Below are 24,207 nucleotides of genomic sequence, written 5' to 3'. Positions count from 1 at the left end.
TGTTAATCGTTTGATTTTCAAGGCTTTTTCGTTTTATGTCCTTTTTTTTGTACGTCATTTGTACGTAGTTTGATTTTTAAGTTAAAAACCATCACTAAAATCTTTTGAATACTTGTCTAAACTTTGTCCAGTTTTAAAACTTCTAACTTCAAGTATAAAATTCTTTTTAGGAGTATATACAACCTCAACGAAAAACATATCTATTGCGTAAAGGTTTATCCTTTCTTTATCTGTAATGTAGTTATCTAAAAAAACGCCTTTTTGGTTCGTTACTTCCATTCGGGCGTTCATATCTAATTTATTAAATTCATATAAGGTCATTATATTTAGTGTTAAATTTAATATGTTTGTAAATTAGTTAATATCAATATTTTAAACCAAAAAAATGAAAAAAATTATTTTACTCGCACTTTCAGTAGTTTTTACAACTATCACATTCGGACAAGAAATACCTCAATTAAAATTAACGCCAGATGGGGTAGAGCCAATAGTTGTTGAGGTAGAGGGAATGTCTGCTTCAGAAATTTATCAAAAAGCATTAGACTGGGTTAAGGAGTCTTATAAAAATCCTGAAGAAGTATTAAAAGCAAAATTCAAGGGTCAGAAGATTAGGCTTAACGGTTATAAAAGTAGTGCTTGGTGGCATAAATCAGTAGGTTATACTCATTATATGAATATGGATTATACTTTAGAAATATCTTTTAAAGATGGTAGGTATAGGTTTGACTATATAATTGGTCAATTTTATCTTGATGGAGGGCAAAAAACATTGTACTCTTATGATGCTTTTTATAGGAAAAAAGATGGTAGTGTTAAGAGGTCTTACACAGATGCAGTACCAAGTTTGGAAAAAACAATGAATGATTTATCACTATCATTTTATAATTATGTTAGTGGTGTTGCTTTAGATACTGACGATGACTGGTAGTATTAATTGTAATAGATAATTATAATAAAAATCCCTTCTTAAATAGAGGGGTTTATTTTTTTAGAATAGTTGTCTGAAGTCTTTAATGCAATGTTGCTATATTGATTTATAACTTCATCTAATACTTTTAATTGTTGTATTGACAAATTGTTTTTACTCATATACTCTTTAGTTACTTGCATTCTAATTTGTTCAAGCATCTGTTTTTGTAGGTTCTCTTTTAATGAATTATTGAAAGGGAATAGTTCAACCTCAACTTGTCTTTTAAACTCGTTAAATGCTTTGCGTGTTGCATCTTTGCATATATTGTGAAGTAGTTCTATATTCATTAAAATAAGTAGTTGTAAAGAGTGTGTATGGCATAAACTATTATAAATATAACTATATAAAATAATGCTACTGAAAAATGCCCTTTATACATATTTGCAGTATTATCATAATAGTTATTATGCCTCTTGTCTTTTTTCTTGAATAAACACATAATGTATATTTGTTAATTTGAAAAAAGTTTGATTATTCAAAACTTATTACTCACTAATACTCACTATTTTTACTTGGTTTTGGCGAGTATTTTCGAGTGTAATCTTACTTTTTCTTACTAATATAAACTTTGCTTTAGGTGTTTAGGTTTCTTATAAAATTAATAAAAGATTAATTAATTAAATCAATACAAATCAATTATTAATAATCAGTATAAAATCAGTTAACTAATATATGGAAAATTGTAATTGCTATTAGTTATGTGTTTGTTATAGATAAAACTTATATACCGTCAATGTATTCTTGAAAAGTTTAGTTTTTTAACTATTATAATTTATACCAAACTTTTTGACAATTTCTATTATAGTGTGCGTTTATATGTAGATGTCTTTGTAAACTTCAAATAGTGGGTGTAGGGGGTGTTATTTAGGTTTCCCTTATCAGTTTACATAAAACTATAAGGTGTGCTTATTTAAACCTTATATAGTGTTAAAACGGCACACTTTTTAACTCGTCTAATTTCTTTATTATTAAGTTTGTTAATTCCTTTTTTAGATGTGTTTCACACGTGTCTAATGCATCGTTATACGCAGTTATATTTTTTCTAAAAGTATTTTTGCTCTTGTTAGTCAGTTTTCTCCAGTGTATTTGGCACAATCTTTTTTTGTGATGTTTTAACTTTATGTCACTTAATATAGGTTTGGCATTATCATCAATGATTAATATTTGCTCAAACTCTTTAATTAATACGTCTGCTAATTTATTGTATATTTCTTTGTTTAGTAGGTCGTTGAGGTTGTAAATGCCGAGATTGTTAATGTAGTTTTTGCGACAACTTTTTATTTCATAACGCAATGTATTTATATCAGTGTATTGTGGGTATTGTATGCCTTTTGCATAACACTTTAATACTTTGTAAAGGTTGATTTTTCCGTTTTGCCTTATGGTTGTACTTCTTCTTGAGAATGCGTGTGATTTATCAGGGTAAAATTCGTTTTGGTTGTGGTAAATCATTTGAGCAAGTAAGTCTTTGATGCAAATTATACTTTTAGGTATTATAACATTTATTCCAAACTCAATATTAACTATGTATAGGTCATACGGGTTTACTTGGAATGTATTAATAAACTCTTTTAGTATTCTTATACAGTTAATTATGTGGAAGTCATTTGCGTTATGTAGATTGTTGTTAAAGTAATAATGAGGTTTGAATTTTATGTATAATATTTTATTTTCTATATAAAAATAAATGCCTTTATATTGTTTTGTTGTTTGTGTGTGTATTGTTTCTTTGTCATTAAGTAGTGTTTCTTTTTCGGAGTAAAAGTATATGAGGGGGTGTGACCACAAGTGTTTTATTAGGTCATTATTAGTTACTTTTAATTTAAGGTAATCAATCACAAATATGCATAGGGGGTCTGGGTTGAGAATATGAGTTACCATATACCTCAACAATGAGAGATTAAAAAGAGGGTTTTTACGCCCTCTATTTAATTTTTAATGTTCTGTATTGATGTGTTTTAAAACGTGTCTTAAATCGTTTGTGTAGTAGTTCTGAAAGTAATATACATTCAGTGTTTCTCCGTTGTCAGAAAACTTAAAAAGTAATAAGTGTTTTTTTCTGTCTGCATCACCTTTATATACATTAGGAATTTTAGTTTTAAATAGTCCAGTAATGTAATCTGTCCATATTTTTTCCTCTTTTATCTTTAGCCAATAAGTTGGCATTGATAAAGCATAATTTCTATTTGCACTTATGTTAATATGCTTTGATAAGATAGGGTATTTGCTACATTCAAAAAGTTCAAAATGTCTTACAGTTTTGTATTTTCCAATATTAAACTCTTTGTAAACGTGTACTATCGGTGTTGGAATTTTCGTTTTCATATACAATTAGTTTTTAAGTTTAATAATTGCATTTTCAACGTCTGAACGTAGATAGAAGACACGCCCACCGATCTGGTATGCAGTGAGTATTCCTTTTGTCTTCCAATTATGGATAGTGGAAAGGTCAACAGAGAGCATTTCGGCAACCTCTTGGCGTGTTAAATACTCGTTTGGTTGCTTTGGTTGAAAGTGTTCTTTGAGTTCTTGTAATTGAGATTTTACGCCCTCAATAATTGCGTTTTGAAGTTGTTCAGGGGTTACCTGAATGAATTGAATGTGTTTGCTCATAATTAAAATGGTTTTTTATGAGCAGTACAGAGAAGTTACAGATTTTTATATCTGTTAAAAATGTAGAAATATTAGATTCAATTATATCTATTCTAATATTTATTATTACATTTGTATTACAACTATGTAAAAAACCCTTCGAAAAGTTTTAAAAGTTGATAACAGATATAAAAGAGTGTTACTTCAATGTAATGCTCTTTTGTTATTTATTTACTGATGCTAATTTACTATAATATAGTTTAAAACGAAAAAATAGTTGTCATTAGGTTATTATCAGATTTCCGTACTTCTTGATAATCAGTAAGTTATGTTTTTATCAACACTAAATATGTTAATTAGTTTTCATTAGATGCCCTCTTTACAACTGTAAGATTGCTTTCTTTTTGTTGCTTTTGTGCTTGTAGAGTATAGAAGTCTGCTATCTGTTGGGCGTAGTCTAAACCTTGTTTTCCAATATAATTTAAAAGCATTTTCTCGGTACTGTGTGCAGTTATACTCATTATTAAAGGTGTAGGTAGTGTTCCGTATAGATTAGATGCAAACGAACGTCTGCAAACGTGTGAGCCAATAAGTTTCCATTTTTTGTAGTTGCCCTCTATTTTTCTATTTTCTTTTTTGCCTTTTTCATTTTCTATAACTTTAATAATACTTCCTTTTATTACGTTATCTATTTTTGCTATTCTGCATACCTCTTTAATCTGTTTGTTAAATTTTTGAATTGATATTTTGTAAGGTAGTCCAGTTTCTAAAATTGCTTTTGTTGTTTCTAATACTGGTATAGTTACAAATTTGTCAGTTTTCTTTTGTTTGAGTTCGATTACGTCTAAACCGTTTCTATTGACAAAATTACTTTCATTTATGTTAAGTAAGTCACTTCCTCTTTGTCCAATATTGCACCCTAATAATAACCATTTTTTAGCATTGTTTAATGCTTCAGTAGGTAGTTCTGTTTTCTCTATTTGTTTTAACTCTGCTTCGTTTAAATAAATAATATTATTGTTAGTTGGTTTAGTGCTATCAATTTTTTTGAGTTGAAAGTGAACAGGAATTCCGTTGGTTTCTGCATCAAAGCAAACAGTTTTTAAATCTGCAATTTTTTTAGTGGCATAACTAATTTGATAACCTTTAGTCTGAAGTAGGTACTTTAGAAAGTCTTTAGCAAATTTTATATTAACGTCTTTGATTAGAAAACGTTCGTTTTTTTGATATTCAATTAAAATATTCTTTAGTGATATATAGGAATTAATTCTGCTTTTAGATAATCCTAAACTGCCTTTTGAGTTTTTTCTTGTATCTGCATTATCTATAATATATTGAATGGCATCTGTTATAAGTTCACTTTGTTTTTTATTTTCTTCGGTAGGTGTGTAATATTTGGCAACAGTATTTTTTAACCAATTCTTTTCTGTTGGTTGAGGTAATTCTTTTTCATACTTCTTTAATATGAAACTTTGAAGACTATCTAACTTTTTGTTAATCTCTATATTTTCGTTCTTTAACGATGCAGATAAATTTCTTTTCTTTTTACGGTCAATATTCCAATAAGTTTTAGAAGTATGTATTTGTGTACTTGCTTCAAATTGTTTGTTCTTATCATTTAACTGAAGTCTAACCTTTAGATTTGCTTTTTCTTTAATCGAACGATACACAAAATATACTACTGCCATAATTTTATAGTTTTAATAGGTAATTGAATACTCAAATTTAAGCATTAAAATCTATATTTGTACGTAATTTGTACGTAAAATATGTTTTGTTTTAAATTACGTTCAATTAGTTTAGATTTCTGTTAATCCTTTATATATGGCTAATGTTGTTTGTTTGTTTGGTTTTTGTAGATAATATGCATTTAAGTAAAATGAAATAAATAGTATGTTTCAAGTCCCGTCTTCAGTACTAAAGCCTTTATCGAAAGATAGAGGCTTTTTTTATTCTCATAATTTAAGTTACTAAACAATAACGCACAAAAAAAGCCTTCATATAATATGAAGGCTTTTTAATACAATTAGAGTAAGTACTACTCAACTTTTACAGCGTCAGCAGCTTTGTCAACAGTTTTATTTACACCTTCTTTAACTTTGTTTGCAGCACCTTCAACAGCTTCTCCTGCAGCTTCACCAGCTTTTTCTACTGCTTCACCAGCAGCGTCAACAGCATCTCCTGCAGCGTCAACAGCGTCATCAGCAGCATTTTCAACAGCGTCTCCAGCTTCTTCCATTGCATCTCCTGCGTTATCAGCAGCATCGTTTAATGCATCTCCAGTAGCGTCAACTGCGTTTTCAACAGCGTTTCCAGCTTCTTCAGATTTTTCTTTTACTTCTCTACAAGAAGTGAATGAAATACTTAATGCTAATAATAAAGCAGCACTTAATAATAATTTTTTCATTTGTAATAGTTTTAGTGTTAATTTTAATAGTACGAATGTAATAACTTCTACATTAAAAATGCAATAGTTTTGTTAACATTTTTAACAAATTTATTTCAAAATGCACATATTTCGGTTTATCTACGTAAAAAGTCCATGATTTGGATCACAGAACCGGTGTTTTTTTTGATAAAATTTAAGTTTCGAAGTCCAATTTCTCTCCTTTTTTCTTCATTTTGAACTAATTCACTAAGTGTCTTGTTCAGTTCTTCTTTGTTTTTTATAGAAAACATTCCGCCATTTGCAATCAAATCATATGCTTCTGGGAATTTCTTGTAGTTTTTTCCAATAATAACAGGAATACCAAATACAGCAGGTTCTAAAGTGTTGTGTAAACCAGTATTTCCCATTGCTCCTCCTACATAGGCGATGTCTGCATAGTGATAAACTTTACTAAGTAATCCAATGGTGTCTAAAATAAATACCTGATGTTCTTTTAGGTTTTGATCTTCTTTTTCTGAAAATTGTACTGTAGAAACCTTTAATTGCCCCTTGAGTTTATTGATTTGCGTTGTTTTTATATTGTGCGGCGCAATAATAAATTTAATTTTTTCTGAAGCATTTTGGTTAATAAAGTCAACTAAAACCTGTTCGTCATCCGGCCAAGTACTTCCCGCTACAATACAAATACTATCTTGTTTAAACTCTTTAATAAAGTCTAAGTTGTTATTCTGTTCTAACTGATTAAAAACACGATCAAATCGTGTGTCACCAGAAACAGTTACGTTGTGGTAGTTAATTTGTTTCAGTAGTTGTTTGGATGATTCGTTTTGAACAAAAATATGATCAAAAGCAAATAAGGCATTTCTAAATTGCTTTCCGTAAAATTTAAAATAGCTCTGCTTTGGTCTAAATAAAGCAGCAATTAAAATAGCTTTTTTGTTTCGGCTTTTTAGTTCGTTTAAAAAGTTTGGCCAAATATCATATTTTACAAAAACTGTAAGCTCGGGATTTACTATGTCTAAAAACTTTTTAGCATTTCCCTTTGTGTCTAAAGGAATATATACAACAATATCTGCAGCATCGGTGTTTTTTCTAACTTCATAACCAGAAGGAGAGAAGAAACTTAAAACTATTTTGTGTTTTGGGTATTGCTTTCTTACTTCTTTAAAAACTGGTAAACCTTGTTCATATTCGCCTAAAGATGCGCAGTGAAACCAAATACAAGAATCTGTTTTGTTTATGTTATTTTGTAGGGTGTTAAGTGTTTGTTTCCTACCAACAACTCCGCTCTTAATTTTCTCATTAAATAGTGCGATTCCTTTTAGAACGAAGGAAGTTATAGAAATCAGTGTGTTATATAAAAATGACAATGTGTTTATGTTTCTTGCTAAAATACATTTCTTTTAAATTATATGCATAACTAGTATTTAATAAATTGTTTTAATTAAGTTGTCTTCGTTGTATAACGTCTTGGTTTTTCGTAATTTCGTAGCTTATACAATATGCCTAAATTGCTTATTTAGGTTTTTAAAAATTACACTGTGAAAAAAATACAAATGGTTGACCTTAAGGGTCAATATGCGGCTATAAAAGAGATTGTGAATCCTTCGATTCAAGAAATAATTGATAATGCTTCTTTTATAAATGGACCAATGGTTCATGAATTTCAAAAGAATTTAGAAGAATATTTAGGAGTAAAACATGTAATTCCTTGTGCAAACGGAACGGATGCCCTGCAAATTGCAATGATGGGATTAGGTTTAAAACCAGGCGATGAGGTTATAACAGCAGACTTTACTTTTGCTGCTACAGTTGAGGTTATCGCATTATTACAATTAACTCCGGTGTTAGTAGATGTGAATCCTGACGACTTTAATATTAATATTGAAGCTATAAAGAATGCGATTACTCCAAAAACAAAGGCTATAGTTCCTGTTCATTTATTTGGACAGTGTGCAAATATGGAAGCGGTTATGGACCTTGCTAAAGAACATAATCTTTATGTAATCGAAGATAATGCACAGGCAATTGGCGCTACCTATACCTATAGTGATGGCAAGAAAGCTAAAGCAGGAACGATTAGTCATGTGGGATCTACTTCTTTCTTCCCTTCGAAAAACTTAGGTTGTTATGGTGATGGAGGTGCGATATTTACAAATGATGACACTCTTGCTCATACTATAAGAGGTATTGTAAATCACGGAATGTACGAGCGCTACCACCATGATGTAGTAGGAGTGAATTCTAGATTAGATTCTATTCAAGCTGCAGTTTTAAACGCGAAACTTCCGCATTTAGATGCTTATAATAAAAGTAGAATAGAGGCTGCTAATAAATATGATGCTGCTCTTAAAGATGTTCCTCAAATAGAAACACCTTTCCGTTCTGGAGATGCAGATAACCATGTATTCCATCAGTATACTTTAAAATTAAAGGGTGTAGATAGAGACGGACTTGTGAAGTTTTTAAATAGCCATGATATTCCATGTGGAGTGTATTACCCGATTCCTTTACACAAACAAAAAGCATATCAGGATGCAAGGTATAAGGAAGCAGATTTCCCTGTAACAAACCAATTAGTTAAAGATGTTATCTCCTTACCTATGCATACAGAATTAGATGATGAGCAAATAACATTTATAACTAATAAAATTAAAGAATTTATTAATGGATAAAATTCTAGTTACTGGCGGATTAGGCTTTATAGGATCTCATACAGTTGTTGCTTTACAAGACGAAGGTTTTGAAGTGATTATTGTAGATGATTTATCAAATTCTTCTATAGAAAATTTAGATAGAATTACTTCTATAACAGGAAAGAAACCAATTTTTGAAGAATTAGATTTAAGAGATAAGACTAAGGTACAAAACTTATTTAAACGTCATGAAGGTATTACAGGAGTCATTCATTTTGCAGCTAGTAAAGCTGTAGGAGAGAGTGTTGAAAATCCTTTAAAATATTACGAAAACAATTTGAATAGCTTAATTTATCTTTTGCAAGAAATAGATAAATTACCACATTCTAATATCATTTTTAGTTCTTCATGTACAGTTTACGGTCAAGCCGAAAAAATGCCAATAACGGAAAATGCACCAGTACAAGCAGCAGAATCTCCATATGGAAATACGAAGCAAATTGGAGAAGAAATTATTCAAGACGTATGTAAGGTGAAGGAGGGTTTTAAAGCCATTTCCTTACGTTATTTTAATCCTGTGGGTGCTCATGAAAGTGCTAAAATTGGAGAGTTGCCATTAGGCGTTCCTCAAAACTTAGTTCCTTTTATTACGCAAACAGCAATTGGTTTGCGTGAACAGCTTTCTGTTTTTGGAGACGATTATCCTACTCCAGATGGAACTTGTATTAGAGATTATATTCATGTAGTAGACTTAGCTAAAGCGCATGTGGTTGCTTTAAAAAGAATCCTGAACAACAATAATATCACAAACTACGAAACATTTAATTTAGGAACCGGAAAAGGAAGTTCTGTATTAGAAGTAATTCAAGCTTTTGAACGCGTTTCTGGTGAAAAATTAAATTATAAAATTGTAGGTAGAAGAGCAGGGGATATTGTTTCTGCTTATGCCGATACCGAGAAAGCTAATAAAGTACTTGGTTGGAAAGCAGAATTAAGCTTAGAAGATGCTATGCGTTCTGCTTGGAAATGGGAACAATATATTAGAGAATAAGACTTTTCTGTCAAAATTCGCGTTTTCATATTGTTAACAATGTGTTTTATCTATTGACTATCTGTTAATTCTTTGTGGATGTTATTATTGAATTGATAATAAAAATTTGATTTTCAATGATTTAGGTTTTGATTTTTTGAATTGGTCATAAATTTTCGTTACTTTGTATTTAATGATAAATGAAATTATGAAACTGATAACTGTAAAAAGAGAAACAAAACAAGAGAAAAGATACACGCCAAAAATGGGGGAGTTGCTTACAAGAGTAACTTATATTAGAAAGCAATTTCTAAGTATCCCTTACAAAACCCTTCATAGATATAGGGAAACCTATTACGGAGAAATAAAAGATTGCGAAGCTTGTAGCTTAGCTAGATAATAAAAAAACCTCGAAATTTATTTCGAGGTTTTTTGTTTCTTATTGAGAAGGATATTTCCAGTAATTAAAAGTCCGAGTCCTAGCATCACAGACATATCTGCAACATTAAAAATTCCGGTTCTAAAAACACCTCCAAGATCTATATGTAGAAAATCTGTTACAGAACCATATATGAATCTGTCGTAAATATTAGCCATTCCTCCACCAACAATACAACAAAAACCTATAAGAGAATAAGTGTCTAAGTTCTTGTCCTTAAAAATAAGGTATAAGACATATACCATTACTGCAATAGGAATTATAAGTAGAAAAATGGCTCGCATAGTAGGGTTCAATTCACTTCCCATTCCTAAGAATGCACCAGCATTTTCTACATTATGTAATGTAAGGTAATCTCCTATAATTTCAGATTTACTGTGTTTTGTAACATTTGCACGTATCCAAAATTTAGAAATTTGATCTATAGCAATATTAAATACTATTAAAATTAATACAAATAGGGTGCGTTTCATTAAGCTTGCTTTTCAAATGATGCACCTGCAACTTGTGCTTCTCTATCTATTTTCTTTACCAATCCTTGAAGTACTTTTCCTGGTCCAACTTCTGTAAATAAACTAGCGCCATCTGCAATCATTTGTTGTACAGATTGTGTCCAACGTACAGGTGCAGTTAACTGTGAAATTAGGTTTCTTTTAATTTCAGCTTCATCAATTACAGCACTTGCAGTCACGTTCTGATAAATTGGGCAATTAGGTTTGCTAAATACTGTGTTTTCAATTGCAGCGGCTAATTCTTCTCTAGCAGGCTCCATCATTGGCGAGTGAAATGCTCCACCAACAGGAAGTACTAAAGCTCTACGTGCTCCTGCTTCTTTTAAAGCTTCACAAGCACGATTAACAGCTTCTATTTCACCAGAAATTACTAATTGTCCTGGGCAGTTGTAATTTGCAGCAACAACAATACCTTTTGTTTGTGCACAAATATCTTCTACTACTTTGTCCTCTAAGCCTAAAACAGCAGCCATTGTGCTTGGTTGCATTTCACAAGCTTTTTGCATTGCTAAAGCACGTTTAGATACTAGTCGTAAACCATCTTCAAAAGTTAAAGCGCCACTTGCAACAAGAGCAGAAAATTCCCCTAAAGAATGACCTGCAACCATTTCTGGTTTAAAGCTATCTCCTAATGATTTCGCTAAAATTACAGAATGTAAAAAGATAGCAGGTTGCGTTACTTTTGTTTCTTTTAAAGCTTCAGCAGTACCTTCAAACATAATGTCTGTAATATTGAAATCTAATATCTTATTAGCTTTTTCAAATAATTCTTGTGCTTCACTTGAGTTTTCGTATAAGTCTAAACCCATTCCTGTGAATTGTGCCCCTTGACCAGGGAAAATATATGCGTTCATGTGTTTTCTGTTTTAAAGTGCAAAAATAGGATTTTTTTTTAGATGCTATGCTACTTCCTATTTTGGTTCATGTTATTTGATATAGGGTATTAAAATAGATGTGATTTTAGTCGTGTTTTATAAGCCTACGGTTGCAGCTTCGGCACAACGTTCTCCATCCATTGCTGCGCTAACAATACCACCAGCATAACCTCCTCCTTCTCCACATGGAAAAAGACCGTTTATTTCTGGGTATTCTAAGTTTTCTTTTCTTGGAATATTTACAGGTGATGAGGTTCTAGACTCTACACCAATAATATTTGCTTCGGAAGTATAAAATCCTTTCATTTTATCACCAAAAGCTTTAAAACCTTGACGTAATCTACTTCCTATTAATTTAGGAAATAAAGAATGAAGCGGTGCGGAATTTAATCCTGGCTGATAGGAGGTAGGGTTTAAGTCTGTAGACATATTCCCTTCAACAAAATCGGTTAAGCGTTGTCCCGGTGCTGTTTGCGTTCTTCCTCCTGCAGTAAAAGCTAGTTTTTCGAAGTCTTTTTGAAACTCTAAACCTTTAAGAACGCCGAATTTTTCATATTTAGCTAAATCCTTATCTGCATTGATTTCAACTACAATTCCAGAATTGGCAAATTCGTTATTACGTTTTGATGGCGACATACCATTTACCACTACTTCTCCGTTTGCAGTTGCTGCAGGAACGATAAATCCACCTGGACACATACAGAATGAGTAAACCCCTCTGTCATTTACTTGTTGCACTAAACTGTAAGCTGCAGCAGGAAGTAAATCGCTACGTTTCCCTTCACAATGATATTGTATAGAATCTATAATATGTTGTGGATGCTCTATGCGAACTCCCATTGCAAAAGATTTTGCTTGTAAGGCAATTTCTTTCTTGTGTAATAAATAATAAATATCTCTTGCCGAATGCCCAGTTGCCAGAATAACACGGTTTGCAGTAAGCTCATCTCCGTTTTGAAGTTGTAATGCTTGTATGGCGTTGTTCTTAATTACAAAATCTGTAACTCGTGTGTTAAAATGAATTTCGCCACCATATTTTAAAATAGTTTCTCTAACATTAGCAACTACTTTTGGTAACTTATTGGTTCCAATATGCGGATGTGCATCTACTAGAATTTGATCTGTAGCACCGTGATATACTAGGTTTTCAAAAATACGTCTTACATCCCCGCGTTTTAAACTTCGAGTATATAATTTACCGTCGCTATAGGTTCCTGCTCCACCTTCGCCAAAGCAATAATTAGAATCCTCGTTAACAAAATGATCTCGGTTGATGGCTTTTAAGTCTCTACGTCTGTCTTGTACGTTTTTACCACGTTCTAAAACGATTGGTTTAAAACCAAGTTCAATACAGCGAAGTGCAGCATACATTCCTGCAGGACCAAAACCAATAATATGAATAGGTTTTGCTGAAGAAACATCTTTATAATCAAAAATGTATTCTGAAGTTTGTGGAACTGGTTCCTTTATATAAACAGCGACTTTATAATTAAAGATGATTTTGGGTTTACGGGCGTCTATAGATTTACGTAATACTTTTACTCCAGAAATATCTTTAGCTGATATATCTAGTTTCTTTACTGCTTTTTTTAAAAGGATGTCTGGAATTTCTTCCTCTTTAAGCGAAACTCGTAATTGAAGGTCTTTAATCATGTCGCAAATTTAGTTAAAATTGCTTCAGGTTGTTATGAATGTTGATAACACCTTGCATTGTTTTTAGTTTTTCGTTTACACAAGCTAGCAGATTTGGTTCTTGCTCCGCATGTTGTAATAGAAATTTTTGGGGAAGTATAAAACGAATTACTTGTGTTGTTTTGACTAGTATGTTGGTAGCAATAGCCATTAGCAATGCTAGTTTTATGTTTACATCTGGAGCCCTTTTTAGTTTTTCCTTTGCATTGGGTGGTTGATGACTTTCCTACAGATTTATCTGAAGCATAAAAGCTATTTCTGCTTGTAATATTACCTACTTGTGGCGGTTTACATATTTTACATGCAGTGAGATTGTACTTTGAAATGTCTTCTTTAGAAAGCTTTTTAGAGACATTTTCCACCATTCTGCAAGAGCTTAAATGGTATTTTTTACCCGAAGGTGTTTTATAAAGGCTTTGCGCATTTATAGTAGTAAACACCATAAATAGGATAATAAATATGCCGTATTTAGCCTTATGCATTTTAAGCATAATTACTTTCTCTCGTAAGTTAAGAAAGTGAATGGGTAATCATGCTCCTCGTCTTTACCATGAAATGTTTTGCTGGTTTCTTTCCAAACTGAAGTATCTATTTTAGGGAAGAAAGTGTCTGCATCAAAACTTTCGTGAACGCGAGTTATTTCTAATTTATCGGCAAGAGGCATCGCTTGTTTATAGATTTCGCCACCACCAATAATAAAAGGTTGCGAATCACTTTTTGCTGCTACGATAGCTTTTTCTAGGGAGTTCACAATAATTACACCAGCTGGGGCTTGGTAGTTCTCTTGTCTAGAAATCACAATATGTGTTCTGTTAGGTAAAGGTTTAGGAAAACTTTCAAAAGTTTTTCTACCCATAATAATGTGGTGACCAGAAGTAAGTTTCTTAAAGCGAATTAAATCATTACGTAAGTGCCAAATAAGTTTATTGCCTTTACCAATAGCATCATTTTCTCCAGCAGCAGCAATAATTGTAAGCGTTTGATTTTTTGATGCTAGTTCTTGGTTGTAGATTTCAGTTTTAGCAACAAGAGGAGCTTCCTTTTTAAGCTCTTTTTTCATTTTTTCAATGCGATCTTCTTGCTTATTAACAAGCTTTTCTAGTTGCTTTTGTTGCCATTCTTTCCCCATAAACCTATTAATTATAAATACGTTTATAGTGTGCCAAAACAGTAAAATAAACCAAAATACTATAATAACCACAGACCATGGGAAAGTTGCTAGAGTAAATTCATTTGCAAAGCCAAGTCCTACATTAAAAGTGTAGAGTAGTAAGCTAAAGACCAAAAATATAATGACATGCGTGTACAGGCGTTTTTTTTGTTTTATTCTACGCTGTGCATTTTGTATAAGCTCTAATTGCTCTTTATCTATTTGAGGTTTTTTCTTTTTTAGTCCGAACATGATTACTATTTATACGTAAATATAATTCTTTTAAAAGTTATAAGTAAAGGTTGTTGAGGGGGAATTTGGGCTAGTTTTTTTTCTATTATTGCAAATGAAACAGCTTCCGTCTCCTCTTCATTTACATCATCTATAGGTTTTACAGATGTTGTTGCTTCCTGTGAGAATGAAACTAAAGTAAATAGAAAAAGAGCTAAAAAATATATGCTTTTCATGTGTTTTGGTCTGTTTTATACAGCAACGGTACCTTTAATATGTGGGTGAGGATTGTAGTCTTCTAAGGTAAAATCATCAAAAGTAAAGTCGAAAATATCTTTCACTTCCGGATTAATTTTCATCTTCGGTAGCGGTCTAGGCTCTCTTGTTAGCTGCAGTTCTAATTGTTTATAGTGATTGCTATAAATATGTGCATCCCCGAAGGTGTGGATAAAATCTCCTGCTTCATAGCCACAAACCTGTGCCATCATCATCGTGAATAAAGCATAAGACGCAATATTAAACGGAACACCTAAAAATATGTCGGCACTACGTTGGTATAATTGACAAGATAATTTCCCGTTTGCTACATAAAATTGAAAGAAAGCATGGCAAGGAGGAAGTGCAGCTTTTCCGTTTGCTACGTTTTCGCTAAAAGATTTAGATGTGTCTGGTAAAACCGAAGGATTCCAAGCAGAAACTAACATTCTCCTACTGTTAGGGTTTGTTTTTAAGGCGTGAATCACTTCTTTGATTTGGTCTATTTCATCGCTGTTCCAGTTTCTCCATTGGTGACCATAAACAGGTCCTAAGTCGCCATTTTCATCTGCCCAATCATTCCAAATACGAACGCCGTTTTCGGTTAGATATTTAATATTTGTATCTCCTTTTATAAACCAAAGTAGTTCATGAATAATAGATTTTAAATGTAGTTTTTTTGTGGTAACCATAGGGAAACCTTCACTTAAGTCAAAACGCATTTGGTAACCAAAAACACTTTTTGTTCCTGTTCCTGTTCTATCTCCTTTTTCGTTTCCGTTTTCTAAAACGTGCTTTACTAAATCTAAATACTGTTTCATGTTTCTCTTTCCGTGTAAATGGAAATACCTTTAAATTATACAATTAGAAGCTGAAATATTATCAGTTTCATATACAAGCTAAAATAAAAAAAAAGCATCAATAAGATGCTTTAATTTAATATATAAATAAGATTCCTATATAGGAATTTGTTATCCTATTATCATACCTGCGATGGTAGCAGACATTAGCGATGCTATTGTACCACCAATTAATGCTTTTATACCAAATTCCGATAAGGTTTTACGTTGTCCAGGAGCAAGAGAACCAATTCCCCCTATTTGAATACCAATAGAAGCAAAGTTTGCAAATCCGCATAACATATAAGTTGCCATGATGATAGATTTGTTATAAGTTAAATGTGTTGCGCTTGCAGCATTTTTTAAATCTGCTAACTGGATATAACCTATAAACTCACTTGCAGCTAGCTTGATACCTAAAAGTTGTCCCATTAAAGCCATATCTTCTTTTGCAACTCCAATTAGCCACATTAGTGGAGCAAATACGTAACCAAGAATAAACTCTAAAGAGAATTTTTGATAAGGTGTATTATTCGCAATAACTTCATTTAAAGAAGTAAAATGCCAATCGATATTTAATGCTTCAATCGTGAAGCCATCAAAACTGGCAGCACCACCTAAAATCCCATTAACCATTGCTATAAAAGCAACAAAAACAAGAAGCATTGCACCTACATTTACTGCAAGTTTTAAACCTTCTGTTGTTCCGTTTGCTATAGCATCTAAGAAATTTGAACCAATTTTATCTGAAGAAACGCGTACATCTGTATTGATTTCTTCTGTTTGTGGATATAATATTTTTGAAATAACAATAGCTCCAGGTGCAGCCATTACCGATGCTGCTAATAAGTGTTTTGCGTAAAATAGTTGAAGCACTTCATCATCACCACCTAAGAAACCAATATAAGCTGCAAGTACAGCTCCTGCAACTGTAGCCATTCCACCAATCATTACTAGTAGAATTTCGGATCTGTTCATTTTTTCTAGGTAAGCCTTAATTAGTAAAGGCGCTTCTGTTTGCCCTAGAAAGATGTTTCCCGCAACACTTAAGCTTTCAGCTCCTGAGATTCCTAAAACTTTAGTTAGTAATATACCCATAGCTTTTACGACTTTTTGGATGATTCCTAAGTAGAAAAGCACCGATGTTAAAGCAGAAAAGAATATGATAGTTGGTAGTACTTGAAAAGCAAAAATGAACCCGAAGGAAGTAACATCTAACATGCCACCAAAGAGGAATTCACTACCTGCTTGGGTGAATCCTAAAATAGAAATAAAACCTTTTCCAATTATTTCGAAACCAGTTTTTATAAAATCTACTTTTAAAACTCCTATTGCAATAATAAGTTGAAAAGCTAACCCTAGTCCAACGGTTTTCCAGTTAATTGCTCTGCGGTTTTTACTAAAAAGAAAAGATAAAATAATAAGAGAAATCATTCCTAAAATCCCTCTCCATAGACTTTCAAAAGAAAATCCCTGACTATCTACGATAGTTCCATTTGTGTTATTTGCTTCTGCTGTGTCTGTTACTGCAATAACTTTTTCTGTTTCTTGAGAAGCTGTAAACTGGTAAACTATATTATTATCTGAAAACACTAAAGTAGAATCCGTGTGTTCTTTAATTTTATAATCACTTACAGAGTCTGTTGGTTTATTGAAGTAGAAAACCAATAGTTTATTTTGGTGTAAATAATCTCCTGAAGCATTATCGGCATTAAACTCTCCTTCTCGTAATTCTAAAGTTTCAAAAATGTTGTTTTGGTCGTTTGCAATCCATTTTTTCTCAAGGTCTTGAGCCGTACTTATAGAAATTCCAAAAAAAATAGCCGTAATAGCTAGTAATATTCTTTTCATAGTAATGGGTTATCGTTTAGAGATCTCGTCTCGAATATGTGCTGCTTTTTCGTAGTCTTCATTAGCAACTGCTTCTTCAAGCATGATATTCAGTTCCTCTATGGATTTGTTAGCGAAACTATCGCTAGGAGATTCTGTTTCAATTTCTTCAGTAACCAAAGCGTCAAGTAAGACATCGTCTTCTATTTCTTTGTCTTCTTTTTCAGGGTTTACTTTTAAGTAAATTCCAGCTTTGTCTAAAATGTTTTTATAAGTGAAGATAGGAGCTTGAAAGCGAAGTGCTAATGCTATAGCATCGCTAGTTCTAGCATCAATAATTTCCTCGATTTTGTCGCGTTCACAAATTAGACTAGAATAAAAAACTCCATCTACTAATTTATGAATGATTACTTGTTTGACTGTAATATCAAACCTGTCTGCAAAATTTTTAAATAAGTCGTGGGTAAGTGGTCTAGGTGGGCGAATTTCTTTTTCTAAAGCAATCGCAATAGACTGTGCTTCAAAAGCACCAATGACGATAGGGAGTTTTCTGTCTCCGTCTTCTTCATTTAAAATCAAGGCGTATGCGCCATTTTGGGTTTGGCTATACGATATTCCTTTAATATTTAATTTAACTAAACTCATAATTTAAAACACAAAAGACTGCTTAAATTAGGACAAAACAAAATTTAAACAGTCCTTTTTACCAATACAATTTATAAAAAATTAATTATTGTTGTGCTTTAAAAGCTTTTAATTTTTCGATTAAAGCAGGTACTACTTCAAAAGCATCACCAACAACACCGTAATCAGCTGCCTTAAAGAAAGGAGCTTCTGGGTCTGTATTGATAACTACTTTTACTTTACTTGCATTGATTCCTGCTAAATGTTGGATAGCTCCAGAAATACCAATAGCAATGTATAAGTTAGAAGCTACAGGCTTTCCTGTTTGCCCTACGTGTTCGCTATGAGGTCTCCATCCTAAATCACTTACTGGTTTAGAACAAGCTGTTGCTGCGCCAAGAACTTCTGCAAGTTCTTCAATCATTCCCCAGTTTTCTGGACCTTTCATTCCACGACCAGCTGAAACAACGATTTCTGCATCTGCAATACTTACTTTATCTGTTGCTTTATCTACAGATTCTACTTTTACATTAATTTCTGGAATACTAGGAGAGAAGTCTTCAGCTGTAGCTGATCCTTCGCTTTCTACTAATCCGAAAGAGTTATTTGATACGGCAACTAATTTTACATCGGTATTAATAGTTGTCATGTTGAAAGCTTTGTTTGTGAAAGCTGTACGTTTTACTGTAAATGGCGAAGTGCTTGAAGGTGCCTCTACCACGTTTGAAGCAAATCCTGCTTCTAATCCAACAGATAATAATGGTGCTAAATATTTGCTGTCTGCACTTGAGCTTACAATAACTACTTTTGATCCTTCTTTTTCTGCTGCTTGTTTTAATACATCTGCATAAGCTTTTGCATTAAAAGCATCTAAACCTGCATTTGTTACATTTAAAACTTTATCTACACCATACTTTCCAAGTTCACTAGTATCGTTAGCGTTAATAGCTACTGCAGTTACTGTTGTACCTAGTTGGTTGGCAACAGCTTTTGCGTAAGAAGCTACTTCTAAAGCTGTTTTCTTTAATTTTCCTTGTTCTGATTCTGTATATACTAAAACTGACATATTTTTTAAATTTTAAATTTCAAAAAGGCTACTTCCAATTAAATATTATTGGCGACTGCGATTTGAAATTGCGATTTATATTACTTTAGCTTCGTTGTGAAGTAAGTTTACTAACTCATCTAAATTATCTGGAGCAACAAGTTTTACTGCACCTTTTGGAGCTGGTTTTTCAAACTTTACAGAAGCAGTTTCTGCATTTGCAGCTACAGGCTCAACAACTTGTAATGGTTTTTTACGAGCCATCATAATACCTCTCATGTTAGGAATACGTAAGTCGCTTTCTTCAACAAGTCCTTTTTGTCCACCTATAACTAAAGGTAAAGTTGTAGACACTGTTTCTTTTCCACCATCAATTTCTCTAGTGGCAGTAACGTTAGTCCCGTCAATTTCTAAGTTGATACAGTTATTCACAAAGTTTGCGTTTGTTAAACCTGCAATCATTCCAGGAACCATTCCTCCATTATAATCAATAGACTCACGACCAGCAATAACTAAATCGTATCCACCATCTTCAATTACTTTTGCTAGTTGTTTTGCAACTGCAAAACCATCTGTAGCTTCTGTATTTACTCTAATTGCCGTATCTGCACCAATAGCTAAAGCTTTTCTTAAAGTAGGTTCTGTTTCTGGTCCTCCAACATTTACTACATCTACACTTGCACCTTGTTTTTCTTTAAACCACATAGCGCGAGTTAAACCAAATTCATCATTTGGGTTAATTACAAACTGAACACCGTTAGTGTCGAATTTTGTATCTCCTTCAGTGAAATTAATTTTTGATGTCGTGTCAGGAACGTGACTGATACACACTAAAATTTTCATATTCTTATAATTAAATTAAGGTTAAATTTATAAAGACTATAATTTCCTAAATTCTCTCCTGAATTTATGTGGTAAAATTCTAGACTTTTTTCCAAGCCACGAAGTTAATTATTTTATTTTGATTATTTACTATGCGCGCATAGTAAATTTTAAACAAATCTTATAGAGAAAGTTTTCCTTTTATTGCTATTTTTGTTGTCTTTATTATTAACTAAAAAAGTTCTTCAGTTTTGAAGACATTAATTAGGAATGAAAACAATACAATTTAGAGAAGCTATTTGTGAAGCAATGAGTGAAGAAATGCGCAGAGATGAGAGCATTTATTTAATGGGAGAAGAAGTTGCTGAATATAACGGAGCATATAAGGCTAGTAAAGGAATGTTGGATGAATTTGGTCCGAAACGTGTAATAGATACTCCAATTGCAGAGCTTGGTTTTGCAGGTATAGCAGTAGGATCTACTATGACAGGAAACAGACCTATTGTGGAATTTATGACATTTAACTTCTCATTAGTTGGGATTGATCAAATTATAAACAACGCAGCTAAGATTAGACAAATGTCTGGAGGGCAGTTTAAATGTCCTATTGTTTTTCGTGGGCCAACAGGTTCTGCAGGACAATTAGCAGCAACACACTCGCAAGCTTTTGAAAGCTGGTATGCTAATACACCAGGTTTAAAAGTGATTGTTCCTTCTAATCCTTACGATGCTAAAGGTTTATTGAAAGCTGCTATTCGTGATGATGATCCAGTTATCTTTATGGAAAGTGAGCAAATGTACGGGGACAAAGGAGAAGTTCCTGAAGGAGAATACGTGATTCCAATAGGTGTTGCAGATATAAAAAGAGAAGGTACAGATGTAACTATCGTTTCTTTTGGTAAGATTATTAAAGAAGCTTACAAAGCAGCAGAAGAATTAGAAAAAGAAGGAATTTCTTGTGAGATTATCGATTTACGTACAGTAAGACCAATGGATCACGAGACCATTTTAAATTCTGTTAAGAAAACAAACAGATTAGTAATTTTAGAAGAAGCATGGCCATTTGGAAATGTTGCTACAGAAATTACATATCAAGTACAATCGCAAGCATTCGATTATTTAGATGCTCCAATTATTAAAATTAATACTGCAGATACACCTGCACCTTATTCGCCAGTTTTACTAGCAGAATGGTTACCAAATAGTACCGATGTTATTAACGCAGTCAAAAAAGTGATGTATAAATAAAATAAAACTAATATTTTTATTATTATTAGACTTCATTGGCTTGATTGTTAATGAAGTCTTTTTTTTTATGGGTATGAATTATAAACTAAGTATAGTATTTTTTTTCTTCGGAATTATGTCCGTTTTATCACAAACAAAGGTTAGTGGTAAAGTGTTTGACGAATTTGATGAGCCGGTTGCATTCGCAAATGTGATTTTTAAAGGTTCTTCTGAAGGAACAATAACAGACGAAAACGGAACTTTTTATTTAGAGTCTAAAGATACTTGGGATGCGCTTATTGTTTCTTTTATAGGCTTTGCTACTTTAGATATTCCGTTAGAAAAGCGAGTTAACTATAATCTTAAATTTATTCTTAAAGAAGAAACAGGTTCTTTAGACGAAGTTTTTATTGTAACAGGAAAGCAGTCTAAAAAAGAATCTGAAAACCCAGCAATAGCTATTCTTAAAAAGGTTTGGGCACACAAACGTAAAAATGGGTTAAGACAATTCAATCAATACGAATACGATAAATACGAAAAAGTAGAATTCGATTTAAACACTATTGATAGTGCGCTTATAAAGAGTAAACTTTTCAAAGGAATGGAGTTTGTTTTTAATGAAGTAGATACTTCTCGAGTTACCGGAAAAACCTATTTGCCAATTTTTATTAATGAGGCAGTTTCTAAAGTTTACGGAGATAATACGCTTAAAAAAGAAAAAGTTGATTTACTAGGGAATAAAAATTCCGGATTCAGTGATAATCAAATTATTATTGATTTTGTAAACGATTTGTATTCAGAGTTTGATATTTATGATAATTATCTGAAGTTTTTCGATAAGAGTTTTGTGAGTCCGATTTCTAAAACAGGAATTCATACCTATAACTATGTTTTAGCTGATAGTACTTATAGAGACAATAAATGGTGTTATAATATTATTTATTACCCAAGACGTAAAAATGAACTAACCTTTAAAGGAGATTTTTGGGTAGCAGATACCACTTATGCTATTAAGGAAATTAATATGCAGGCATCTAAAAGTGCCAATATAAACTGGGTAAAAGAAATTTATATAGAGCAGGAGTTTGATGTTTTAAGCGATTCTTTATTATTACTGAAAAGAGATTACTTCATGTCTGATTTCTCTTTTAACAAAAAAGAAAAATCTCGTGGTGTTTACGGTAAGCGTACTACATTATATGATAATTACGTTTTCGATAATCCGAAAGACGAGAAATTCTATAGTGAAGAAGTTTATAACTACGACAAAGATATTTACAATCGGGAAGATAGTTTCTGGGAAGAAAACCGAATGGAAGCATTAAGTAAAGACGAAAAAGGTGTTTACAAAATGTTAGATACACTTAAAACCGTTAAAAAGTTTAAGCGATTATATAATATGGGAAGTATTTTGGCTTCCGGATATATTGAGTTTCCAGAATGGAATTTAGATTACGGACCAATATTTTCTACTTTCGGGTTTAATGAGGTGGAAGGAATGCGTCTAAGAGTAGGAGGAAGAACCTACTTTGGACAAAATGATCTTTGGCGAGTAGAAGGGTTTACAGCATACGGATTTAAAGACAATAAATTTAAGTACGGTATTTCAGGAAAAGTACTGCTTAATAAGAAAAACCGATTTATTATTTCTGGTGGAAACCGTAGAGATATCGAACAGATAGGAGCTAGTTTAACAACCTCTACAGATGTTTTGGGTAGAAGTTTAGCTTCTTCCTCTTTAATAGGAACTGGAACCAATGATAAGCTTACAGACATCAATATAACTACTCTTGCAGTAGAGTTGGAGCCTATTAAGAATGTGGTTTTTAAACTAAGTGGAAACTATAGAACCTTAGAGTCTGCTTCACCAACTTTTAGTTTAGACTATAATACGCCAACAGGAATAGAATCAGAAATCAAACAATTTGAATCTGCTTTCTCTGTTTCCTATTTTCCAAAAAGAAAAATGACAGGATATGGGGTTGAGCGTCATGAAGCAAACGACGATTTTGCTAGACTGTTTGCGCAAGTAACTCGTGGAAGTCAAGGAATGTTTAAAAGTGATTTTGATTATACCAAACTTCAATTCTCTTATATGCAACCATGGTCTGTTGGAGGTTTAGGAAGACTTTATACTACCATAGAAGCCGGTAAAACCTTTGGAGATGTACCTTTAGGATTGTTAAGTGTTATACCTGGAAACCAATCTTACTTCTCTGTTTATAATAGTTTCGCGCAGCTGGACTATTATGAGTTTGTTACAGATACTTATGCGTCTATGCATTTAGAACATAATTTTAATGGAAGATTCTTTTCAAGAATTCCGTTTTTACGTAAATTAAATTGGAGAGAGATTATTGGTTTTAGAGCTGCTTGGGGAGAACTTTCCGATAGTAATATTGCTTTAAGCACTACTTCAAACCCTTATAATATACCATTAATTTCACCAAATAATAAGGTGTATTATGAGTATAGTGTAGGTGTAGGTAATATTTTTAAAGTCTTTAGAATCGACTTTAACTTTAGAGGAAATTATTTAAATGAAGCTAATTATCCAGATGCTAGAAAGTTTGGTGTAACAGGAAGCTTTGGGTTTAACTTCTAGTAAGTTATCTTATAGTAATCTGTAATTTCTCCGTTGGTTTCTAAAGAAAGATTGTGTTTATCTAGTTTTTTAATGGTAGAAATCCAATTTCCAAATTTGAAGATATATTCTAATGCAAAAGAAGCATCTTCCTCCTTGATATATAAGTAGGAATGAGAACCTTTTACGGATAAATATTTCCCTAAGGATTCGGTTGTTTCTACATTTTCAACATTTCCTCTTCCGTTTTCAAACCAAAAATGGTAGAGACTTTTAGAGGAGTCGTCTTTTATTTTCCAATATCCAGAAAGCGTTTCTTCAATTTCTTCTTTAGAAGAACAACATTCTAGATTTTGAGAATAGCCTGAAAAAGTTAAAAACAGAGAGGATACAATAAGGATTTTGCTAAAAAAGGACATAAAAGCAAGATATTTAGGCGTTAATAGATAACTAAGATAGTGTTTT

General features: G+C 32.3%; 26 protein-coding genes. 6 read left to right on the top strand and 20 right to left on the bottom strand.

The features are described 5' to 3' along the window. Positions 1-81: 81 nt before the first annotated feature. Positions 82-321: a hypothetical protein gene (locus tag DU428_RS01035; protein ID WP_113965600.1), complete on the bottom strand. Its 240-nt coding sequence runs from the start codon at positions 319-321 to the stop codon at positions 82-84. A 64-nt stretch (positions 322-385) separates the two neighbouring features. On the opposite strand from DU428_RS01035, the gene DU428_RS01030 reads away from it, so the two are divergent. Then, positions 386-928 (top strand): DUF4468 domain-containing protein, encoded by a 543-nt coding sequence (locus DU428_RS01030; protein ID WP_113965599.1) that lies wholly within the window; start codon positions 386-388, stop codon positions 926-928. A gap of 38 nt (positions 929-966) precedes the next feature. Here the strand turns inward: DU428_RS01030 and DU428_RS01025 are convergent, their stop codons facing one another. The 7 genes from DU428_RS01025 to DU428_RS00995 all read right to left on the bottom strand — a co-directional run bounded on the left by DU428_RS01025 (position 967) and on the right by DU428_RS00995 (position 7,321). Next, on the bottom strand, positions 967-1,257 hold the full coding sequence (locus DU428_RS01025; protein ID WP_113965598.1) for a hypothetical protein: 291 nt from the start codon (positions 1,255-1,257) through the stop codon (positions 967-969). A 640-nt stretch (positions 1,258-1,897) separates the two neighbouring features. After that, complete coding sequence (locus tag DU428_RS13345; protein WP_123796480.1) at positions 1,898-2,422, bottom strand: hypothetical protein; 525 nt, start codon at positions 2,420-2,422, stop codon at positions 1,898-1,900. Between the two features lie 483 nt (positions 2,423-2,905). Next, positions 2,906-3,295 (bottom strand): hypothetical protein, encoded by a 390-nt coding sequence (locus DU428_RS01015; protein ID WP_113965596.1) that lies wholly within the window; start codon positions 3,293-3,295, stop codon positions 2,906-2,908. Between the two features lie 6 nt (positions 3,296-3,301). Further along, entirely contained in the window at positions 3,302-3,583 is a 282-nt protein-coding gene (locus DU428_RS01010; protein ID WP_113965595.1) for a helix-turn-helix domain-containing protein, read from the bottom strand. Positions 3,584-3,918: 335 nt separating this feature from the next. Further along, positions 3,919-5,250 (bottom strand): phage integrase SAM-like domain-containing protein, encoded by a 1,332-nt coding sequence (locus DU428_RS01005; protein ID WP_113965594.1) that lies wholly within the window; start codon positions 5,248-5,250, stop codon positions 3,919-3,921. A gap of 350 nt (positions 5,251-5,600) precedes the next feature. Then, entirely contained in the window at positions 5,601-5,969 is a 369-nt protein-coding gene (locus tag DU428_RS01000) for a hypothetical protein (protein WP_207802354.1), read from the bottom strand. A gap of 116 nt (positions 5,970-6,085) precedes the next feature. Continuing rightward, positions 6,086-7,321, bottom strand: a complete 1,236-nt coding sequence (locus tag DU428_RS00995) for a 3-deoxy-D-manno-octulosonic acid transferase (RefSeq protein ID WP_113965593.1) — start codon at positions 7,319-7,321, stop codon at positions 6,086-6,088. A 171-nt stretch (positions 7,322-7,492) separates the two neighbouring features. Here DU428_RS00995 and DU428_RS00990 point away from each other — a divergent pair, with 171 nt between their 5' ends. The 3 genes from DU428_RS00990 (at position 7,493) to DU428_RS00980 (ending at position 10,017) form a co-directional block, all read left to right on the top strand. Then, positions 7,493-8,626, top strand: a complete 1,134-nt coding sequence (locus DU428_RS00990; protein ID WP_113965592.1) for a DegT/DnrJ/EryC1/StrS family aminotransferase — start codon at positions 7,493-7,495, stop codon at positions 8,624-8,626. Continuing rightward, complete coding sequence (gene galE, locus DU428_RS00985; RefSeq protein WP_113965591.1) at positions 8,619-9,638, top strand: UDP-glucose 4-epimerase GalE; 1,020 nt, start codon at positions 8,619-8,621, stop codon at positions 9,636-9,638. Before DU428_RS00990 ends, galE begins: the two co-directional genes overlap by 8 nt. Positions 9,639-9,825: 187 nt before the next feature. Continuing rightward, a complete protein-coding gene (locus DU428_RS00980; RefSeq protein WP_072348922.1) occupies positions 9,826-10,017 on the top strand; it encodes a hypothetical protein in 192 nt (63 codons plus the stop codon). 17 nt (positions 10,018-10,034) lie between these two features. Here the strand turns inward: DU428_RS00980 and lspA are convergent, their stop codons facing one another. The 11 genes from lspA to DU428_RS00925 all read right to left on the bottom strand — a co-directional run bounded on the left by lspA (position 10,035) and on the right by DU428_RS00925 (position 19,952). Further along, on the bottom strand, positions 10,035-10,529 hold the full coding sequence (lspA, locus tag DU428_RS00975; protein ID WP_072348491.1) for a signal peptidase II: 495 nt from the start codon (positions 10,527-10,529) through the stop codon (positions 10,035-10,037). Next, complete coding sequence (fabD, locus tag DU428_RS00970; protein ID WP_113965590.1) at positions 10,529-11,422, bottom strand: ACP S-malonyltransferase; 894 nt, start codon at positions 11,420-11,422, stop codon at positions 10,529-10,531. The genes lspA and fabD overlap by 1 nt, the downstream gene beginning before the upstream one ends. Before the next feature lie 117 nt (positions 11,423-11,539). Beyond that, positions 11,540-13,096 carry an NAD(P)/FAD-dependent oxidoreductase gene (locus DU428_RS00965; protein ID WP_113965589.1) on the bottom strand — a complete coding sequence of 519 codons (1,557 nt, stop codon included), beginning with the start codon at positions 13,094-13,096 and terminating at the stop codon, positions 11,540-11,542. 32 nt (positions 13,097-13,128) lie between these two features. Next, complete coding sequence (locus tag DU428_RS00960; protein WP_123796479.1) at positions 13,129-13,617, bottom strand: DUF5763 domain-containing protein; 489 nt, start codon at positions 13,615-13,617, stop codon at positions 13,129-13,131. An 11-nt stretch (positions 13,618-13,628) separates the two neighbouring features. Next, positions 13,629-14,537, bottom strand: coding sequence for a dihydrofolate reductase (locus DU428_RS00955; protein ID WP_113965587.1), 909 nt, complete (start codon positions 14,535-14,537; stop codon positions 13,629-13,631). Positions 14,538-14,542: 5 nt separating this feature from the next. Continuing rightward, positions 14,543-14,752 (bottom strand): hypothetical protein, encoded by a 210-nt coding sequence (locus DU428_RS00950; RefSeq protein WP_072348502.1) that lies wholly within the window; start codon positions 14,750-14,752, stop codon positions 14,543-14,545. 15 nt (positions 14,753-14,767) lie between these two features. After that, on the bottom strand, positions 14,768-15,592 hold the full coding sequence (locus DU428_RS00945; protein ID WP_113965586.1) for a thymidylate synthase: 825 nt from the start codon (positions 15,590-15,592) through the stop codon (positions 14,768-14,770). Between the two features lie 150 nt (positions 15,593-15,742). Next, on the bottom strand, positions 15,743-17,461 hold the full coding sequence (locus DU428_RS00940; RefSeq protein ID WP_113965585.1) for a NupC/NupG family nucleoside CNT transporter: 1,719 nt from the start codon (positions 17,459-17,461) through the stop codon (positions 15,743-15,745). Between the two features lie 9 nt (positions 17,462-17,470). Beyond that, positions 17,471-18,085 carry a bifunctional nuclease family protein gene (locus tag DU428_RS00935; RefSeq protein WP_072348509.1) on the bottom strand — a complete coding sequence of 205 codons (615 nt, stop codon included), beginning with the start codon at positions 18,083-18,085 and terminating at the stop codon, positions 17,471-17,473. Positions 18,086-18,170: 85 nt separating this feature from the next. Beyond that, positions 18,171-19,130 (bottom strand): electron transfer flavoprotein subunit alpha/FixB family protein, encoded by a 960-nt coding sequence (locus tag DU428_RS00930; protein WP_072348511.1) that lies wholly within the window; start codon positions 19,128-19,130, stop codon positions 18,171-18,173. Between the two features lie 75 nt (positions 19,131-19,205). Beyond that, a complete protein-coding gene (locus tag DU428_RS00925; RefSeq protein WP_072348513.1) occupies positions 19,206-19,952 on the bottom strand; it encodes an electron transfer flavoprotein subunit beta/FixA family protein in 747 nt (248 codons plus the stop codon). Positions 19,953-20,201: 249 nt separating this feature from the next. Here DU428_RS00925 and DU428_RS00920 point away from each other — a divergent pair, with 249 nt between their 5' ends. Beyond that, on the top strand, positions 20,202-21,179 hold the full coding sequence (locus DU428_RS00920; protein WP_072348515.1) for a pyruvate dehydrogenase complex E1 component subunit beta: 978 nt from the start codon (positions 20,202-20,204) through the stop codon (positions 21,177-21,179). Positions 21,180-21,252: 73 nt separating this feature from the next. Beyond that, complete coding sequence (locus tag DU428_RS00915; protein WP_113965888.1) at positions 21,253-23,763, top strand: DUF5686 and carboxypeptidase-like regulatory domain-containing protein; 2,511 nt, start codon at positions 21,253-21,255, stop codon at positions 23,761-23,763. On the opposite strand, the gene DU428_RS00910 is transcribed toward DU428_RS00915, so the two are convergent. Beyond that, a complete protein-coding gene (locus DU428_RS00910; RefSeq protein ID WP_113965584.1) occupies positions 23,760-24,161 on the bottom strand; it encodes a hypothetical protein in 402 nt (133 codons plus the stop codon). The genes DU428_RS00915 and DU428_RS00910 overlap by 4 nt on opposite strands. Between the last annotated feature and the right edge of the window lie 46 nt (positions 24,162-24,207).

The organism is Oceanihabitans sediminis, from assembly GCF_003337215.1.
Taxonomy (GTDB): domain Bacteria; phylum Bacteroidota; class Bacteroidia; order Flavobacteriales; family Flavobacteriaceae; genus Oceanihabitans; species Oceanihabitans sediminis.
Note: the sequence above shows the minus strand (reverse complement) of the source record. Positions and strands in the feature narration are given on the sequence as shown.